Raw genomic sequence first — 17241 nt, forward strand, 5'->3', positions numbered from 1 at the left:
GCCGGTGTCAGCTGCCGATGCCGGGCGCCGGCTGGACGCTCTTGCGCAGCGACATGGACGACACGTCATAGCCATTGCGCTGATAGAGGGCGATGGCCGCCTCATTGTCCCCGAAGACGTTCAAGCCGAGAGACGTCCAGCCCTCGCGGGCGACGAGTTCCTCGGCGGCTGAGAGGATGCCGGACCCGTAGCCGCGGCGCCGGAACGCGGGGAAGACATTGATGTCGTACAGCCACGCCGCGCCGGCAGTGCCCGAGGCCCGGCGCGGATCCGGGCCGATCCACGCGTTCCCCACCACCTCGCCCGACCCGTTCTCCGCCACCACGAGATGGTGACCGGCCGTGTCGGCCCCGTCGGGGAGGAACTGCGCCGTACCCCGCTGAGCCCGCTCCCGCGCCAGCTCCTCGGGCATGAACTTGCCGAGTTCTCGGGCCGTCTCGGCTTCTCGATGCTCGGTCGCCAGGTCGTACTCCGACGGCGTCATCTTCCGCAAGGTCACCTTCTGCGCAGCCATGCCCCCATTCTCATGAAGCCCTCCCGCTATGCACATCCCCGGGCGGAGTGGCAGCGTGGAGGGGAATCGAGGGACGGCCTGGATGGATGCAGCGGACGGTGACGCCGCTCGGGGCGGCGCGGCGGCCGGCGGACCAGGGGAACACCGGTCCGCCGGGGGCGGGCTGCGCTCTCGGCTGAGGGTGCGCAGTGTCGCCGGGCAGGTGTTCGTCTGGCTGCTGGCCGTCGTGGTGCTGCTGGTCGGCGCGGCGCTGACGGCGCTCGTGCTGCAGGCCAGGAACAACGCCATGAACGATGCCGAGCATCGCACGCGCGCCGCTGCCGTCACCCTGGCGCAGGTCCCCGCCGTGGCGATCGCGCTGGACGGCCCCAATCCGACCGCGGTGCTGCAGCCGCTGGCGAACGAGGTCATGACGAAGGGCAACTTCGACTACGTGGTGTTCGCCAGCCCGCAGGGGATCCGCTACACGTCCGACAACCCCTCGCTGGTCGGGAAGCACGTCGTCGGCCCGTACCAGGAAGCCTTCAAGGGGCCGATCACGATCAGCTTCACCGCGCCCATCGGGAAGGTCGTGGAGAGCACCGCGCCCGTCACCAGGCCGGACGGTTCGATCGCGGGCGTGGTCCAGGTCGGCTACACGGTCGCGCACACGTCCAGCGCGGTGGGCCGGCAGCTCCCGGTCCTGATCGGCGGCGCGGCGGTCGCGCTCGTGGTGGGCACCGGTGGGGCGTTGCTGGTGCGCCGGCGGCTGCGCCGCCAGACGCGCGGCTACGACCCGTCCGAGATGACGCAGATGTTCGAGCACCACGACGCGGTGCTGCACGCCGTCCGCGAGGGTGTGCTGATCGTCGGCGGGGACGGGCGGGTGCTGCTGGCGAACGACGAGGCCCGGCGGTTGCTCGACCTGCCGCCCGAGGTGGAGGGGCAGCCCGTCACCGAGCTCGGGCTCGATCCCGGGCTGGCCGAGCTGCTGGCATCCGGGCGGGTCGCCACCGACGAGGTGCACCAGGCCGAGGACCGGCTGCTCGCCGTCAACAACCGCCCCACCGCACCGTTCGGCGGCGGGCCGGGCAGCGTCGCGACCATCCGGGACACCACCGAGCTGCGAGCGCTCGCCGGGCAGGCCGAGGAAGCCCGGGCCCGGCTGCAGCTGCTCTACGACGCGGGGGTGCGGGTCGGCACCACCTTGGACGTGGTGCGGACCGCTCAGGAACTGGCCGATGTCGCGGTTCCCCGGTTCGCCGACTTCGTCACGGTCGAGTTGGCCGATCCGGTGCTGCGCGGCGAGGAGCCGCTCCCGGACCCGGGCACCGGGGAGCGCCCGCGGATCCGCCGTGCGGCCGTCAGCAGCGGCATCAGCGACGACCAGCCGTTCTATCCGGTGGGCTGGCAGATCGAACCGCTCCCGGGCACTCCGGAGGAGACCGCCATGGAGACCGGGCACGCCGTGCTCGCCGCCGATCTGCGCCAGGCGCACGCCTGGCGGGCGCGTGACCCGGGGCCTCCGAGCGGGTGCTCGACTACGGGGTCCACTCGCTGATCTGCGCACCCCTGCGTGCCCGCGGTCTGACCCTGGGCACGGTCAACTTCTGGCGAGCGGGGGAGTCCGCGCCGTTCGGGGAGGAGGACGTCTCCTTCGCCGAGGAACTGGTCGCCCGCGCGGCGGTCTGCATCGAGAACGCCCGCCGGTACACCCGTGAGCACCGGATGGCGGAGACGCTGCAGCGCAGTCTGCTGCCCCGGGGGCTGCCCGAGCAGAGCGGCCTGGACGCGGCCTACCGTTACCTGCCGGCGCTGCACGGGGTCGGCGGAGACTGGTTCGACGTCATCCCGCTGCCCGGGTTCCGCGTGGCGCTCGTCGTCGGTGACGTCGTCGGCCACGGTCTGCACGCCGCCGCCACCATGGGCCGCCTGCGCACGGCCGTGCTCAACTTCTCCACCCTCGACCTGCCGCCGGACGAACTGCTCGGCCGCCTCGACGAACTGGTCACCCGCCTCGACCAGGTGGAGGCGGCCGTGGGAGAGCAGGACATCACGGGCGATGGTGAACGAGCGCCCGTCACGGGCGCCACCTGTCTGTATGCGATCTACGATCCGGTGTCCGGAGACTGCACCATGGCGCGGGCCGGCCATCCACCGCCCGTGCTGGTGGACCCGGACGGCGGTGCGCAGTTCGTCGACCTGCCGGCCGGGCCGCCGCTCGGCGTGGGCGGTCTGCCCTTCGAGACGGCCGAACTGCGGCTGGCGCCCGGAAGCACCCTGGTGCTCTACACCGACGGGCTCGTCGAGAACCGGGACCGCGACCTGGGGACCGGCCTCGAGGCACTGCGCCGCTCCCTGGTGGGCGCCGACGCCCGCCGCTCCCCGGACGACATCTGCCAGGCCGTGTTCGACGCGCTGGTCCCGCCGCGCCGGAGCGACGACATCGCGCTCCTCGTCGCGCGCACCCGGCTGCTCGACCCCGGCCAGGTGGCCACCTGGGACGTGCCGTTCGACTTCGCCGCGGTGTCACGCGTGCGGAACGAGTGCGTCGAGCAGCTGGCAGCCTGGGGACTGGAGGATCTGACCTTCACCGCCGAGCTGATCCTCAGCGAGCTGATCACCAACGCCATCCGCTACGGTGCCGCGCCGATCCGGGTCCGCATGCTGCGGGACCGCAGCCTGGTCTGCGAAGTCTCCGACGGCAGCAGCACCGCCCCGCACCTGCGCTACGCCGCCACCACGGACGAGGGCGGCCGGGGCCTGTTCCTGGTGGCGCAGCTGGCCGAGCGGTGGGGCACCAGGTACCCGGCCCGGGGCAAGGTCATCTGGGCTGAACAACCGCTGACCGCACCGGAGTTCCAGTTCGAGGCGTTGCTCCTGTGAGCCGCCCCAGCGTACGAGCCGCACCATCGCGGTGAGCCTGGGAGTCGCCCTGCTGGTGGTCGACGTGGTCGCCTGGCGGCTGGTGGCGGCCATGTTCCACCGCGAACGCCTGGTGACCGGAGCCATGTCCTGACCGCGCTGCCCGACCACCCACCAGGGGCATCCGCAGTGCTCGGTGGGCCCAGGCCTGCGAGTTCGCCGCGTGAGCCCACCGCCGTGCCGGAAAACGGGCGATGTGAACCGGGCAACCGATCAAGGCCGCCGTCGGCGCGAGCGCCCACCCGATCGCGTTGGCCGGGCCGGTGCAGCAGGATGGAAGCACGGGCCCGAACCGGCAAGGAGGGCCCGGGAGATGCGCGGGCAGTCGGCTTCGCGCACGCGATGTGAGGGGGCGCTGCCGGTGACCGGGCAGCAGCGCTCAGCCAGCGGCCACCGAACCGTGGCGCACACGGCCGACCTGCGGGTGGAGGCATGGTCGCCGACCGTGGCGGGCTGCATCACGGAGGCGGTGCGCGCGGTGGTCGAGGGCTTCGCCGACACCTCGGCGGCCCGGCCCGTCGGGGAGCGGGTGTGCGAGGTCAGCGCGGCGGCGGACGAGGACCTGCTGGTGGCCGTCCTGGAGGAGGTCGTCTACCGGATGGATGCCGACGGCGAGATACCGCTCGACACGGAGGTGCTCGCGATCCGGGACACGGCGGACGGCCGGGCGCTGTCGGTGCGTTTCCGGATGGCGGACGCCGGCACCGCCGAGCCGGTCGGCGCGGTGCCGAAGGCCGTCTCGCTGCACGGCCTGCACCTGCGCGGCGGCCCCGACGGCTGGACCTGCGCGGTGACGGTCGACGTCTGACCGGACACCGTCCGACTGAACAGGGGGATTGGAGCGGAGGTATGGCGCTCACGGTGGCACTGGCCGGCGACACCATGCTCGGGCGCGGCGTCGCCGAAGAGCTGCGGCGCTCGCCGACACCGCGGACCCTGCTGGCCACCGAGGTACGGCAGGCACTTGCGGCGGCCGACCTCGTGGTGCTCAACCTGGAGTGCTGCGTCTCCGACCGGGGCCGCCGCTGGCGGGACCCGCTCAAGCCGTTCTTCTTCCGCGCCCCGCCCGCCGCCGCGACCGTGCTCGCCGAGCTCGGGGTGGACTGCGTGACCCTGGCCAACAACCACGCCCTGGACTACGGATTCGACGCCCTGGCCGACACCCGGAGCCTGCTGGAGCACGCCGGCGTCCGCGTGGTGGGCGCGGGGCGGGACGTCCTGGCGGCCCGGGAGTTCGCGGTCCTGGAGGCGGGCGGCGTGCGCCTGGCCGTGGTCGGCGCCACCGACCACCCGGCGGAGTTCGCGGCCGGCGAGCAGCGCCCCGGCGTCGCCTGGGCCGACCTGTACCGGGGCGTGCCCGACTGGCTCGGCCACTTGGTGGAGCGCGCCGCGCGGCAGGCCGACGCCGTGCTGGTCACGCCGCACTGGGGCCCCAACATGACCTCCCACCCGCCCCGGCACGTGCGCGCGGCGGCGGCCGACCTGCTGGCCGCCGGAGCGACCCTGGTCGCCGGGCACTCCGCCCACGTGTTCCACGGCGTCGCCGACCGGATCCTCTACGACATGGGCGACTTCGTCGACGACTACGCCGTCGACCCGGTCCTGCGCAACGACTTGAGCCTGCTGTTCCTGGTGACCCTGGGCGGGCCCGATCCCGCCCGCCCGGCGCCCGTCCGGCTGGAGGCGCTGCCCCTGTTCCTCGACTACTGCCACACCAGCCCGGCCCGGGGCGAGGAGTGGGTGTGGATCCGCGAGCGGTTCACCACCGCCTGCGCCGAGTTCGGCACCCCGGTGGGCGAGCGTGCCGGACGGCTGACCGTCGATTGGAGATGAGTGACGTGGAGATCAGGCTCACCGAGGAGAGCGCGTACCGCTTCCGCATCGAGCAGCAGGACCTGATGCGGGTCCCCGGGGTGGTGTACGCGTCCAAGGAGCTGCTGCCGCAAGGGGAGGGGGACAAGGCACTGGAGCAGGTGGCCAACGTGGCGACCCTGCCCGGGATCGTGCGCGCCTCCTACGCCATGCCCGACGTGCACTGGGGCTACGGCTTCCCGATCGGCGGAGTGGCCGCCACCGACATCGGCCACGGCGGCGTCATCTCACCGGGCGGCGTCGGCTTCGACATCTCCTGCGGGGTGAGGCTGCTGGCGGCCGGCATCGACCGCGAGGAACTCGATCCCCAGCGGATGCACCGCCTGATGGACATCCTGGACGACACCATCCCGCGCGGCATGGGGCGCGGCGGCCTGTGGGAGCTGTCCGGCACCGAGGAGATGGACGAGCTGCTGGTCGGCGGCGCCCGGTACGCGGTGGAGCACGGCCACGGCGTGCCGCGCGACCTGGACCGCTGCGAGGACCTCGGCGTCCTGGAGGGCGCCGCCCCCGGGCAGGTCAGCAGCCGGGCCGTGGCACGGGGCCTGTACCAGGTCGGCAGCCTGGGCAGCGGCAACCACTTCCTTCGAGGTCCAAGCCGTCGACCAGCTCTTCGCCCCCGACACCGCGGCCGCCTTCGGGCTGCACGAAGGCCAGGTCTGCGTCATGATCCACTGTGGCTCGCGGGGCCTCGGCCACCAGGTCTGCACCGACCACGTCCGCACCATGGAGCGTGACCTGCACCGCTACAAGATCTCCCTCCCGGACCGCCAACTCGCCTGCGTACCCGTCGACTCCGCACCCGGCCGCGCCTACCTCGGCGCCATGGCGGCCGCCGCCAACTACGGCCGCGCCAACCGGCAGTTGCTCTCCGAGGCCGCCCGCCGCGCCTTCGCCACCGCGGCCGGGGCGGGCCTGGCGCTGGTCTACGACATCTCCCACAACATGGCCAAGATCGAGACCCACCGGGTCGGCGGTGCCGAGCGGCAGCTCTGCGTCCACCGCAAGGGCGCCACCCGGGCGCTGCCGCCCGGCGATCCCAGCCTGCCGCCCGACCTCGCCGACGCCGGGCAGCCGGTGCTGGTCCCCGGCACCATGGGCACGGCCTCGTACGTGATGGTCGGCCTGCCGGGCAACGACGCGTTCCACTCCGCCTGCCACGGCGCCGGCCGGGTCTGGAGCCGCCACCACGCGTTGCGCATGGTGCGCGGTGAGCGGCTCCGCGACCAGCTGGAGGCGGGCGGCATCGCGGTGCGCCCGGCCTCCTGGCGCGGTCTCGCGGAGGAGGCACCCGAGGCCTACAAGGACGTCGACGCGGTCGCCGCCGCCACCGAGGGTGCCGGACTCGCGCGGCTGGTCGCCCGCCTGGTACCGCTGGGGGTCGTCAAGGGCTGACGTACCGCCGGGCGTGCTCAAGGGCTGACGGTGACCGTCGTCAAGGGCTGACGGCGACCGGGCACCCGCCGCGGCTCGCCGACCGAACGGCGTGGTCCTGCCGCCCGGTCGTACGGCGCTCACTGTCAGTCGCGGGGGTCGTGGGGGATGACGGCGACCGGGCAGACGGAGTGGTGGATGGCGGCGTGGGCCACCGAGCCGATCCGCGGCGCCGGGCCGCTGCGGTATCCGCCGCGGCCGACGACCAGGAGCCGGGCACCGACCGCGATGTCCACGACGGCGCGGGCCGGGCTCTCCTGGCTGAGGTGCTCCACGACGTGGACGTCCGGGTACTTCGCCCGCCAGGGTGCCAGCGCGGCGCTCAGCGCCTGCCGGTCCGCCTCGGGCGAGGCCTCCGCCGGCGGGTGCTCCCGGGCGATCACCGGCCGGCGGCGGCTGGTGGCGTGCACGGCGAGCAGCGCGGCGTCGCGCCGCTGGGCGGCGTCGAAGGCGAAGTCCAAGGTGTTGTCGTACCCGGCCCGGAGGCTGACGCCGACCGCGACGCCGCCGGGCGGTGCGGCCGGGAGCCGGGTGCCGGACGGCTCCCCATCCGTCCGGACCAGCACCACCGGTCGGTCGGCGTGGGCGACGGCGTACAGCGCCACGGAGCCGAGCAGGTAGCCGCTGACGGTCCCGAGCCCCTGCGAGCCGAGGACCACCAGCTCGGCGTCCTGGGCGGCCGACACCAGGGCGGCGGGGGAGTCGGCGGGCAGCACCTGGTTGATGAGCTGCAGGCCGGGATACTGCTGCCGCATGGCGTGCCTGGCCTCATGGAGCAGGCGCTCGGAGGCGGCGGCCTGCTGGTCCTCGCGGACGATCTGCTGGCCCGTCATCGGCGGCAGGATCCACAGGTGCAGCAGCCGCAGCGCCAGGGCCCGCCGCTGGGCCTCACGGGCGGCCCAGTGGGCGGCGGACAGGCTTTCGGGTGAGCCGTCGAGACCGACGACGATCTCGGGTCGCATGCTGGTTGCCCCACCTTCCTGGCGTGGGTTCGGACTGCTCACTTGCGGATCGGCACGACGACCACCGGCAGGTGGGCGTGGTGGATGACCTCGGTGCTGGTCGAGCCGAGCGCGAGGCGGCCCCACGCACCGGCACCGCGGGAACCCACCACCAGCAGGCTCGCATCCTGGCTCTCGTCCAGCAGGACCTGTGCGGGACGGCCGCGGTCGCAGCGGACCTCGACCTCGACGAACGGTTCGCCGACCTCCTGGCGCAGTTCCTCGACCGAGTCGGTCGTCTGGCGCGTCACGATGTCGTGCTGGTGCGGGGGCAGGTTTCCGGTGGCGCTGGGCCACGCGATCCGCTCCATGCCGTGCTGTGCGGTGCGGCTGGTGCCGTGGGTGCGGCCGGAACCGTAGGCGCAGACCGCGCGCACGCTGGTGCCGCGCAGCTGCGCCTCGCGCAGGGCGAAGAGCACGGCTTGGCGGGCCGACTCAGAGCCGTCCGTGCCGACCACGATCGGACCGGCGGATGCCTGCGGGTGGGTGTCGCTCATGGGGACCTCCAGCGACGTGCTGCCGGTGGGCGAGGCGGGCCCGGCACACCCGAGCCGGTCCGGTGGGTGCGGCCCGCCGGACCGTGCTCTGCTGTTCATGGTCCTCTCCTACCGGCCGGTTCGCGCGTGCCCGCGGTGCGGGGGAGCGCGGCCGGCCGGCTTGCCGCGATCAGCGGCTCAGCCGCTCAGGCCCCGCACCTCCAGCGTGGCGAGGTCCTGCAGCTTCGGCATCCCGCCCCGGTGGTTGTCGCCGGTGACGAACAGCACCCGGTCGCCGACCCGGATGATGATCGACTCCATCCGCTGCACGATCGCGTCGGGCCCCGGCGTGCACTTGAGGTCGATGGCCTCGTCGCCGAGCCCGGACAGCGGGTCGGCGGTCACCGTCATGGTGGTCTGGCGGCCCGAGTAGACGTCGAAGGAGGAGCAGCGGTCCGCGAAGTCCCGGATGTCGCCGAGGAGCTTCTTGGCGTCGCCGGGCTGGTAGGCGGCGATGAAGTCGTCGACCACGGGGTGGAAGACGCTGTCGCTGGGGGCGTCGTCGCTCTCCCTGGCCCAGGCGGTCCGGAAGTCGGTGGACAGGTTGAAGCCCTTGGCGTCCACCAGGAACGAGCAGTCCTTGCCGGGCAGTTCGGCCGCGGCGGGGGCCGACGCGGGCCCGCCGTCCTCCAGGCTCGTGAGTTCCGGCGTCCAGTCGGCCGGCCGGTTCTGGTACTGGCAGATCGGCAGCAGGGCCCGCAGATCGTGGCCGTTCACCGGGCCGCCGGGCGCCGGTGAACCCGACGGGCAGTCAGGCGGGGTGTAGGACGGGACGGCGATGGTCGGCGAAGCCGACGGGGTGGGCACGACGGCGACCGCCGTGGTCGGCGTCGCGGTGCTGCCGTCCGCCAGCGGTCTGCCGCCGTCGGACGAGCAGCCGCTCGCCCCCAGGACCACCGTGAGCACTGCCCCGACCACACCCGGCATCCATCCCGCTCGCACTGGAACCCTCCCTGAAAATGGCGGAGTTGGCATTCTGCCATGCGGGTCGGACGATTCTGACGGTTTATCGGACGGGGCCTGCCGGACGGGGCGTCCCGGACCGGCGGGGGTGTCAGCTCACCCGGGCCGCGCGCAGCCGCTCGCGCGAGGCGAGGAACTCGGCGCGCTGCTCGCTCGCCAGCCACTCCTCGGCGAGCAGCGACCAGACCTCCTTGTTCTGCCGGGCGCCGTTGTGGGGGTAGCGGGAGCGGAGCACGCCGTCCAGGCTCATCCCGGCCCGCTCGGCGACGGCCCGGCTGCGGGTGTTCTCCGGGCTGCTCAGCCACTCGACGATCGGCATGCCGCGCTCCACCAGCGCGTACTCGATCAGGTGCCGCACTCCGGCGGAGATCAGCCCGAGCCCCTCGCCGGCCGGCTCCGCCCAGACCCCGATCTCGGCGATCCCGTGCGTGGTGTCGAAGTGCGGGAACATCACCCCGCCCACCAGGGTGCCGTCCAGCCAGATGCCGTAGATCCGGGCGGTGTCCGCGGCGGCGCGGTCGGCGTACCGCTGCAGGGTGGCGCGCGCGGAGTCAAGGTCGGTGCTGCGCGAGGCGAAGCTGATGAACCGGTCCACGCTGACCCGGCCCCGGTCCATGTGCGCGAGGAACTCCTCGGCGTGGTGCGGCTCCAGCGGGCGGAGCTCGGCGGGGAGGGTCTCGGACAGCGGTATGGCGAACACCGGGGTCTCCTTGGGGCGCGACTGTGCATAACAAACGTTTGGTACGCATGAGGAGCCTAGCGCGGCCCAGGGCTTTCCGGGAGAGCGGGTCACCCTCAGGTGACCGGGGCGTTCACTCCGGGGCGACCGGGGCGACCAGGGCGTTCGCCGCCAGGCGGCTACTCCCGGGCGGCCGGGTCGTTGCCGGTCGCCTCCGCCGTGCCGGCGCGGAGCAGCTGGTGGCCCAGCTCCACCAGGGCCCGGCCGACGGCGAACTCGTCGCCGATCTGCGGCACCCGGGCGTCCAGCGGATTGCGGCGCGCGCTGCTGGTGGTCTCCAGCACCCCTTCGCCGGTGTCCAGCACGGCGTGCACCGTGGTGAGGTCCCCGTCCTCGGTGAGCTCCAGCCGCAGCTGCCACTCCTTGGTACGCACCATGCCGACCAGCCTCCTAGACGCCCGTCTCCCATCCTGCTCCCGCCCGGGCCGCCCTGCCGAGCGCGCCGTACTCCGGCCGTGGGGGCGTGGCATCATGGGCCGATGCTGACGGATGATCATGTAATCGGCGCGGTCTTCTTCGATGTGGACGGCACCCTGGTGCCCGGGACCAGCTCGTCCGTCCATCTCGCGGGATCCCTCGGGCACCGCGCCGAACTGGCCGCCGCCGAGGACGCCTATGCGGCCGGCACGGTGGACAACCGGCAGGTCTCCGAACTGGACGCGGCGGGTTGGACCGGAGCGACCGAGGCCCGGGTGCGCGGGCTGCTGGACGACTTGCCGCTGGTCACGGGCATAGCGGAGACCGTCGCCTGGTGCCGCGACCGCCGCCTGGTGCCGGTGCTCGCGACCCTCGCCTGGTCACCGGTCGGCGGCTACCTGGCCGAGCGGTTCGGGTTCCAGGCGTTCAGCGGGCCGACCCTGGAGACGGTCGGCGGCCGGTACACCGGTCGGGTCGCCACCCACTTCGACGAGTACGACAAGCGGGACGTCGCCCTGGCCCAGGCCCGCGCCCTGGGACTGGACCCGCGCCGCTGCGCCGCCGTCGGCGACAGCCGCTCCGATCTGCCGCTGTTCGCCTCGGTGGGGCTGAGCGTGGCGTTCAACGCCTCGCCGGGCGCGCGGTCGGCGGCGAGTGCGACGGTGGACGGCGGCGACCTGCGCGGGGTACTGCCGGTGCTGGAGCGGCTGACGGGCGCGGGCTGAGCGCTCGGCGAGTGCCGTTCGGTCAGGGGCGCTCGGTCAGTGGGTCGCGCCGAGCGCCAGCGCGGCCGCCCCGATCACCCCCGCGTCGGTGCCCAGCTGCGCGGGGGCCACCACCAGGCCACGGGTGTAGGAGAGCGTGGCGTAGTCGTCGAGGTGGCGCCGGAGCGGGGCGAAGAACAGCTCACCGGCCTGCGCGACGCCGCCGCCGATCACCACGGCTTCCAGGTCGACCAGCGCGGCGGTGCCGGCGATGCCCACCGCCAGCGCCCGGGCCGCGCGGTCGAAGGCGGCCAGGGCCAGCGGATCCCCGGCCCCGGCGGCCTGGGCGACGGCCACCGCGGAGTCGTCGCCGCCACTGGGCCGCCAGCCCGCCGCCCGGGCATGGCGGGCGATGGCGGTACCGCTGGCCAGCCCTTCGAGGCAGCCGCGCGAACCGCAGGCACACGGTTCGCCGTCCGGGTCGATGCTGATGTGGCCCAGGTGCCCGGCGTTGCCGCTCGGCCCCGGATGCACCTTGCCGTCCAGCACCAGACCGGCGCCGACCCCGGTGGAGACCACGATGCAGAGCGCGTTGCGGTACGGCCGCGCGGCGCCGCGCCAGTGCTCGGCGGCCGCCATCGCGACGGCGTCGCCACCCAGCACCACCGGCCGGTCACCGATCGCGGGGTGCTTCAGCACCTGCTCGACCAGCGGAAAGTCGCGCCACCCGGGGATGTTGACGGGGCTGACGGTGCCGGACCGGATGTCCACCGGCCCGGCGCTGCCGACGCCGACGGCGGTGGCCCGGGGCCACAGCGGGTGCTCGGCGAGCGCGTCCACGGCCCGGGCCACCGCGGCGAACACCGACTCAGCCGACTCCTGGGCGGGGGTGGGCACCTGGCACCGGTGCCGCAGGGTGCCGTCCCGGTCGACGAGGCCGGCGGCGATCTTGGTGCCGCCGATGTCGACGGCCGCGGTCACGGCGGTTTCGCTGCCGCTCGGTCGGTGCACGGGGTGGCTGTCCATGATCTGGAGCATACGGGCTGGCGTTCGGCGCAGGGGAGAGGACCTCCCCGGCGATCACAGGTTGTCAGCCGTCGCCGCTAGCGTTCTCACCGCGACGTCCGAGAGTGGGGGAAACGATCGTGAGCTTCCTGGGAATGTGGGTGGTGGTCCCGTTGCCCGACCCGGTGGTGGCGGAGCTCGCGCCGGTGCTGAGGCCGGTCATAGCCGAGCGGCAAAACCTGCCGGAGACACGCGGGTTGTGGGAGCAGTGGGTCCAAGCACCCGAGCTGGTCCGGGGGTTGCGGCCGCGGCGCCGGTCCGACGAGGCGGTGTCGGAGGCCGCGAGCGAGGCCTTCATGGAACTGTCCGACGCCTGCCCGCTGGACGAGCACGTCGAGCTGCTCTACGACGCGATGAACCGGTCACCGAAGGAGTGGCACGACCTGGTGGTCTGCGCTGGATGCCGCAAGGGCTACCCGGCGGCGGCGCTGGCGCACGGCCTGGGCCCGGCCCGGTTCGCCATGCTGCCCGGCTGGTTCGGCGACTTCGTGCTCACCGCCGACGAAGTCCGCGCCACCTTGCCCGCCGTCACTACTGCCCTGGCCCTGGACCCCGAGGAGCGCCGCGCCGCCGGGGAACGCACCGCCGAGTGGCTCTGCGAGACGGGTGACGGCGACCCCCGCGAAGCGGACGTGATGCTGGACGGGCTGGTGCCGCTGTGGCGCGGGGCGGTGGAACGCGGGGCCGGGCTGCTGGGCTGCATGATCATCCCGAGCTGATGCCGAGCCGGATGCGCGGTGACCGGCCGCAGCGCCTCAGGCTGGGGCGCGCTCCCGTGCGCTGCGACCGGTGGCCGCGCCGCGCTCCCGGACTGGCGGTGGGTCTGCCCCCGGCCGTGCGGCCGAGGGCAGACCCGGATGTCTCAGTAGAGCTTCACCGAGGCGTCGTCGATCAGGAACGCGGTCTTGCCACTGGTCTCATGGGCGACCAGCTTGATGCCGACCGTGGACCCGAACTCCGGTGACACGAACGGCGTCAGGTCCAGCTGCTGCAACTGGTAGCCGCTGGTGGTGTTCTGGTTGTTCCAAGTCCGCACGGTGCCGAGGTAGTTGCCGCTCCACTGGTCGTAGAGCTCCAGGGCGAGGGTGTCGACCGGCGGGCCGGCGGCGGCCGTGGTGCCCGGGGTGTTGCCGGTGATGTTCAGCCAGAAGGAGAGGTGCTCCTTGCTGTAGCCCGGGGTGGTCTCGACCCACTGGGTGATGGAGTCGTCGGTCGCGGTGTTCTGGCCCAGCCAGGCGTACTTCATTCCGCTGTGCGGCTGGTGCGCGCTGGACGGCGTGATGATGTTGTAGCCGGAGGCGTTCCAGACACCGTGGTCGCTGGTGCCGTTCTCGAAGCCGGCGTCGTTGAGCTGCTCGATCGCGGTGCAGCCGAGCTGCGGGCCCTTGAAGAAGCCGGCCTTGAAGGTCTGGCTCTGCGAATTGCCCTGGTCGTCCTGGCCGGTGACGGTGATGGACTTCCAACCCGTGCTGGTGGTGGTGCCGGTGATGTGGCCGGTGGTGGCGTTGATCTTCAGGCCGCTGGGCAGGCCCTTGGCGCTGTAGCGGACCGGGCGCCCGGCGGCGTCGGAGGCCAGCACCGGAATGTCGACCGGCTTGCCGCTCGTCACGGTCTGCTCGCACGGCTGGGTGACCAGCAGCGGGGAGTTGGTGACCAGCGGGTCGTCGCCCATGCAGAGGTGGTCGTAGTTGGACCAGGTGGTCTGCACCGGGAAGTTACCGGTGGACAGCTTCAGGTTGAACATCCCGCCGTTGGTGCCGACCGGTATCCAGGAGCACTTGTCGCCGTTCTCCTGGCCGGTGGCGTCCGTCCAGGCGCCGACGGGGTTCTGGTCGGTGATGGTCTCGGCGTACTCATGGCCGCCGATGATCCCGTAGCCGTCCAGGCGGCCGCGCGGACCGGGGTTGATCCAGTTGGTGCCGCACGGGCCGACGTCGGTCAGGTACGGCATCAGGGTGTAGGCCAGGGTGCCGGCCGAGGGGGTCCGCATGAAGGTGTGCCAGGCGCAGTAGCCCAACTCCTTCCACTTGTCGGAGTCCTCGCCCTGCGGGGTGTTGATGATGTACTGCACGTTGCGGTTCTGGTTCGGGTCGCCATTGCCGAAGTGCTTTGCGGCGGCCAGCACTTCGGCCGCGATCTGCGGCTCGGTGGCGGCCTGCGGGGAGGGCGCCGCGTTGTCGTACCAGACGCCGGCCAGGGTCTGCCCGGCCTGCGGGAAGCCGACGTGGTTGGCGCCCGCCGGACAGGAGTCGGCGCCGGGGGCGATGCCCTCGCAGTACTGGGTCATCACCTTGGACCAGGTGTCGGTGCTGCTGCCCAGGCCCTTGAAGAACTCCTGCTGGTAGGGCGCGGCCTGGTCGGGGTCACCGGTGAAGGTGGTGTCGCCGGTGGCCGGGTCGGTGCCCTTGGTACCCCACTGGCTGCCCCAATAGATCAGGTAGACCTTGGGCGATCCGGTGGTGACGCCGATGGAGTCCTGGCCGCCGCGGTAGGTCATCTGCAGGTCGTAGTTGTTGTGCGTGATGACCTTGCCGCTGGCGTTCGCCGCAGCCGCCTTGGCGGCCTTCTGCTTGGCGAAGGTGTCGGCGTTGGGCATCGCGTTGGGGCGGGTGGCGCCGAGTTGCACCCAGGTGCCGTCGATCTGCTGCCAGCCCTCGGCGGCCGGGTGGGTGTCCGGGCTGGTGGCGGCCGTGGTGCTGCTCGCCGGAGTGGTCGGCTGCGGCTGCGCGCCGGCCGTACCGCTGAGCCCGGCGGTGGCGACACCTAAGGTGAGGCCGGTCAGCAGCAGTCGTTTCAGTGCGCTACCGGCGCGGGAGCGTGCTGTGGGCACAAGGGGGTCCTGACTCTCAGTGAAATGGGACGACGGCAGCCGTCGACGCGCGCTGGGCAGCGCAGCGGTCGACGGTGCCGTGTGCAATAACACATGTCACCCGTCACAGGGTCAAGCCTTCGGCGCGATGTTCTCGCGACGGCTCGGGTGTCCCGGTGCTACCCGACGGCCGGCCCCCGGTCCCGGTGGAGGTCGCGCAGCAGGGCGATCTCGGCGCCGTGGTGCAGCAGTTCCTGGTTCACCCACCAGACCACCTCGACGAACGGCTCCTCCGCATCGCCGCCGTACGGGTAGGTGCAGTGCCCGACCCTGTCGAGCGCCGCGTCGTCCGCCGCGAGCAGCGCGCCGCGCCAGGCCTGGGCGGCCGACGTCAGGATGGCGACCGCGGAAGCGGCGTCCGTACCGACCGGGCAGTCGTCGAAGGTCAGCGACCGCCCGCCGACCGTGTATTCGGCGCGCAGCGCGAGCATCTCGCTGAGGTGGGTCATCCGCCAGGCGATCGTGGTGAACGGCGGGGGCCAGGGATGCTCCCCGGCCGCACTGTCACGCCCCCAGTCGCCGCCGCCGAGCAGCCGGGTCGCCCGAGGCCCCGGCCCACCCGCGCGCGGCCGCACCGACCAGCAGCCGGCCACCGGCTCCCAGAGGTACTCCTCGTCGGTCAGCGGGCCGGTCTTGATCGGCGTCCCGTTGCCGCTGTCCATCACCGGTCCGGTCAGCCGGTCCCGCAGGCGCTCATACGCGAAATCGAACTGCGCCAGCAGGGGGCCGAGCCGTGCGGATGTCGCCACCTTGGAACTCCTCTGTGTGAAGACGGCAATGCGTCGAACACTGCCACGGTGGGTTCCGGAGGCGCACCCCATTTCGTGGGTGACCGACCGTCAAGTCACTTGCCCGGCTTGGACAACCGGTGGGTCCACCCGGCAGGATCACCGGGCATGGACGATGCAGCGTGGCGGTTCGCCGAGGACTTTGTCGGTTACCTGGAGACGCACTCGGAACTACCGAGGGACCAGCGGGTGCTGGTGCAGGCCCTGAAGCTCCAGGAGGAGAGCGGTGAGGTCGCCTCGGCCGTCATCGGCGCCCTCGGGGCCAACCCGCGCAAGGGGCCGGACCCGCGCGGCTGGGACGGCGTGCGGGCCGAGGCCTGCGACACCGCGATCACCGCGCTGGTGCTGCTGACCCACCTCTGCGACGACCCGGCCGGGTACTTCACCGCCCACCTGCGCGGGCTGACCGAGCGGCTGGCGGCCCTGGAGTCACGCGGGGCCGCATAGCACCGGCCAGCGGAGGGGGCGGCGCCAGCCGAGTGCAGGAGCCGCCTAGGACCAGTGCGCGGGCCGGGTGAGGGCGGCCGGCAGGGCGGTGGCGGCATCGCCCTTGGCGGCGTTGAGCTGGGCCTGGGTGACGAAGAGGGCGCCGGTGAGGTCGGCGCCCCGAAGGTCGGCGTCGCGCAGGTCGGCGCCGATCAGGTCCGCCGTGCGCAGATCGGCCTTCTTGAGGTCGGCGGCGACCAGCAGCGCCCCGCGCAGGCTGGCCCCGCGCAGATTCGCACCGGCGAGCTTCGCGCCCATCAGGTCGGCCCCGCGGTGGTTGCGCTTCTTGCCGGGCACCGTGGCCCGGGCCAGCTCGCCGGCCCGCAGCAGCAGCTCATTGACCTCGCCGCGCAGCGCCATCACATCGAGCTCGGTGATCGACTCTGCGCTGCCCCGGGTGAGGCCGTCCACCTTGTCGTAGGCGCCGCGCAGCTGCTTGTGCACGGAGCGGGCCTCGGGCAGGGCGAGCGCCTCCGCGACGTACCAGAGCAGCTCCTGCAGGTGCCGCATCACCGGGAAGACCTGGAACATCAGCCGTGAGCTGCCCGGTTCCTCCCGCCAGCTCCGGCCGCCGAAGGTCACCTGGGAGACCTTCTGGCCGGCGCCGAAGCAGTCGAAGACGGTGCAGCCGGCGAAGCCCTTCGGTCGGAGCTCCGAGTGGATGCCGCACCGGAAGTCCTGCTGCAGGTTGCGACACGGCTGACCGGCGTCCTTATTGACCGCGAAGTCGGCGGACCGGGCGAACGGCAGCGCGACGCAGCAGAGGCCGAAGCAGTTCGCACAGTCGGCCGTCAGCTCCTGGCGGCCGTCGTGGTGGGCTGGGGCGTGGGGCTGCTGGGACAACGTGCTGATCTCCTGCCGAGTACTCCGGACCTCCTGCCGAGTGCTCCGGAACCGATCCATTCTCCCAGACGCCGGGGCCCCTCCGAACGCCGAGGCCTCCGTCGCA

At 72.9% G+C, this 17241-nt stretch carries 17 protein-coding genes and 1 pseudogene; 8 read left to right on the forward strand and 10 right to left on the reverse strand.

What is annotated here, in order from left to right:
* Positions 1-7 precede the first annotated feature (7 nt).
* The gene (locus E6W39_RS38295) at positions 8-514 is read right to left on the reverse strand and encodes a GNAT family N-acetyltransferase (RefSeq protein ID WP_181799649.1); all 507 of its coding nucleotides are present in this window, start codon (positions 512-514) and stop codon (positions 8-10) included.
* An 82-nt stretch (positions 515-596) separates the two neighbouring features.
* Between E6W39_RS38295 and E6W39_RS38300 the strand changes: the two are divergent.
* The 5 genes and pseudogenes from E6W39_RS38300 to E6W39_RS43865 all read left to right on the forward strand — a co-directional run bounded on the left by E6W39_RS38300 (position 597) and on the right by E6W39_RS43865 (position 6685).
* Positions 597-3379, forward strand: a pseudogene (locus E6W39_RS38300) (SpoIIE family protein phosphatase).
* A gap of 352 nt (positions 3380-3731) precedes the next feature.
* Positions 3732-4226 carry an archease gene (locus E6W39_RS38305; RefSeq protein ID WP_141637380.1) on the forward strand — a complete coding sequence of 165 codons (495 nt, stop codon included), beginning with the start codon at positions 3732-3734 and terminating at the stop codon, positions 4224-4226.
* A gap of 41 nt (positions 4227-4267) precedes the next feature.
* The gene (locus E6W39_RS38310) at positions 4268-5251 is read left to right on the forward strand and encodes a CapA family protein (RefSeq protein ID WP_141637381.1); all 984 of its coding nucleotides are present in this window, start codon (positions 4268-4270) and stop codon (positions 5249-5251) included.
* On the forward strand, positions 5248-6027 hold the full coding sequence (locus E6W39_RS43860) for an RtcB family protein (RefSeq protein ID WP_323809141.1): 780 nt from the start codon (positions 5248-5250) through the stop codon (positions 6025-6027). Before E6W39_RS38310 ends, E6W39_RS43860 begins: the two co-directional genes overlap by 4 nt.
* Positions 5933-6685, forward strand: coding sequence for an RtcB family protein (locus E6W39_RS43865; RefSeq protein ID WP_323809172.1), 753 nt, complete (start codon positions 5933-5935; stop codon positions 6683-6685). The genes E6W39_RS43860 and E6W39_RS43865 overlap by 95 nt, the downstream gene beginning before the upstream one ends.
* 125 nt (positions 6686-6810) lie before the next feature.
* Here E6W39_RS43865 and E6W39_RS38320 read toward each other — a convergent pair whose 3' ends face one another.
* The 5 genes from E6W39_RS38320 to E6W39_RS38340 all read right to left on the reverse strand — a co-directional run bounded on the left by E6W39_RS38320 (position 6811) and on the right by E6W39_RS38340 (position 10340).
* Positions 6811-7686: a universal stress protein gene (locus E6W39_RS38320; RefSeq protein ID WP_141637382.1), complete on the reverse strand. Its 876-nt coding sequence runs from the start codon at positions 7684-7686 to the stop codon at positions 6811-6813.
* A 38-nt stretch (positions 7687-7724) separates the two neighbouring features.
* The gene (locus tag E6W39_RS38325) at positions 7725-8222 is read right to left on the reverse strand and encodes a universal stress protein (protein ID WP_181799650.1); all 498 of its coding nucleotides are present in this window, start codon (positions 8220-8222) and stop codon (positions 7725-7727) included.
* A gap of 177 nt (positions 8223-8399) precedes the next feature.
* Positions 8400-9179, reverse strand: a complete 780-nt coding sequence (locus E6W39_RS38330; protein ID WP_141637384.1) for a hypothetical protein — start codon at positions 9177-9179, stop codon at positions 8400-8402.
* Between the two features lie 136 nt (positions 9180-9315).
* On the reverse strand, positions 9316-9924 hold the full coding sequence (locus tag E6W39_RS38335) for a GNAT family N-acetyltransferase (RefSeq protein WP_141637385.1): 609 nt from the start codon (positions 9922-9924) through the stop codon (positions 9316-9318).
* A gap of 158 nt (positions 9925-10082) precedes the next feature.
* On the reverse strand, positions 10083-10340 hold the full coding sequence (locus E6W39_RS38340; RefSeq protein WP_141637386.1) for a dsRBD fold-containing protein: 258 nt from the start codon (positions 10338-10340) through the stop codon (positions 10083-10085).
* Between the two features lie 102 nt (positions 10341-10442).
* Here E6W39_RS38340 and E6W39_RS38345 point away from each other — a divergent pair, with 102 nt between their 5' ends.
* Entirely contained in the window at positions 10443-11105 is a 663-nt protein-coding gene (locus E6W39_RS38345; RefSeq protein WP_141637387.1) for an HAD family hydrolase, read from the forward strand.
* A 36-nt stretch (positions 11106-11141) separates the two neighbouring features.
* On the opposite strand, the gene E6W39_RS38350 is transcribed toward E6W39_RS38345, so the two are convergent.
* Positions 11142-12110: an ROK family protein gene (locus tag E6W39_RS38350; protein ID WP_141637388.1), complete on the reverse strand. Its 969-nt coding sequence runs from the start codon at positions 12108-12110 to the stop codon at positions 11142-11144.
* Positions 12111-12229: 119 nt separating this feature from the next.
* Here E6W39_RS38350 and E6W39_RS38355 point away from each other — a divergent pair, with 119 nt between their 5' ends.
* Positions 12230-12868 (forward strand): hypothetical protein, encoded by a 639-nt coding sequence (locus tag E6W39_RS38355; RefSeq protein WP_141637389.1) that lies wholly within the window; start codon positions 12230-12232, stop codon positions 12866-12868.
* Between the two features lie 143 nt (positions 12869-13011).
* On the opposite strand, the gene E6W39_RS38360 is transcribed toward E6W39_RS38355, so the two are convergent.
* Together E6W39_RS38360 and E6W39_RS38365 are read right to left on the reverse strand one after the other, a co-directional pair.
* Positions 13012-14979: a putative Ig domain-containing protein gene (locus E6W39_RS38360; protein WP_141637390.1), complete on the reverse strand. Its 1968-nt coding sequence runs from the start codon at positions 14977-14979 to the stop codon at positions 13012-13014.
* 158 nt (positions 14980-15137) lie between these two features.
* Entirely contained in the window at positions 15138-15767 is a 630-nt protein-coding gene (locus E6W39_RS38365) for a DinB family protein (protein WP_141637391.1), read from the reverse strand.
* 147 nt (positions 15768-15914) lie between these two features.
* Here E6W39_RS38365 and E6W39_RS38370 point away from each other — a divergent pair, with 147 nt between their 5' ends.
* The gene (locus E6W39_RS38370) at positions 15915-16253 is read left to right on the forward strand and encodes a MazG-like family protein (RefSeq protein WP_141637392.1); all 339 of its coding nucleotides are present in this window, start codon (positions 15915-15917) and stop codon (positions 16251-16253) included.
* A 45-nt stretch (positions 16254-16298) separates the two neighbouring features.
* Here the strand turns inward: E6W39_RS38370 and E6W39_RS38375 are convergent, their stop codons facing one another.
* A complete protein-coding gene (locus E6W39_RS38375; RefSeq protein WP_228718580.1) occupies positions 16299-17135 on the reverse strand; it encodes a pentapeptide repeat-containing protein in 837 nt (278 codons plus the stop codon).
* Between the last annotated feature and the right edge of the window lie 106 nt (positions 17136-17241).

Origin of the sequence: Kitasatospora acidiphila, assembly GCF_006636205.1 — a bacterium.
Taxonomy (GTDB): domain Bacteria; phylum Actinomycetota; class Actinomycetes; order Streptomycetales; family Streptomycetaceae; genus Kitasatospora; species Kitasatospora acidiphila.

Coding starts and splice junctions, on each gene's coding strand:
- E6W39_RS38295 (WP_181799649.1), bottom strand. CDS start 514: ATGGCTGCGCAGAAGGTGACCTTGCGGAAGATGACGCCGTCGGAGTAC.
- E6W39_RS38345 (WP_141637387.1), top strand. CDS start 10,443: ATGCTGACGGATGATCATGTAATCGGCGCGGTCTTCTTCGATGTGGAC.
- E6W39_RS38350 (WP_141637388.1), bottom strand. CDS start 12,110: ATGGACAGCCACCCCGTGCACCGACCGAGCGGCAGCGAAACCGCCGTG.
- E6W39_RS43860 (WP_323809141.1), top strand. CDS start 5,248: ATGAGTGACGTGGAGATCAGGCTCACCGAGGAGAGCGCGTACCGCTTC.
- E6W39_RS38305 (WP_141637380.1), top strand. CDS start 3,732: ATGCGCGGGCAGTCGGCTTCGCGCACGCGATGTGAGGGGGCGCTGCCG.
- E6W39_RS38340 (WP_141637386.1), bottom strand. CDS start 10,340: ATGGTGCGTACCAAGGAGTGGCAGCTGCGGCTGGAGCTCACCGAGGAC.
- E6W39_RS38325 (WP_181799650.1), bottom strand. CDS start 8,222: ATGAGCGACACCCACCCGCAGGCATCCGCCGGTCCGATCGTGGTCGGC.
- E6W39_RS38370 (WP_141637392.1), top strand. CDS start 15,915: ATGGACGATGCAGCGTGGCGGTTCGCCGAGGACTTTGTCGGTTACCTG.
- E6W39_RS38310 (WP_141637381.1), top strand. CDS start 4,268: ATGGCGCTCACGGTGGCACTGGCCGGCGACACCATGCTCGGGCGCGGC.
- E6W39_RS38320 (WP_141637382.1), bottom strand. CDS start 7,686: ATGCGACCCGAGATCGTCGTCGGTCTCGACGGCTCACCCGAAAGCCTG.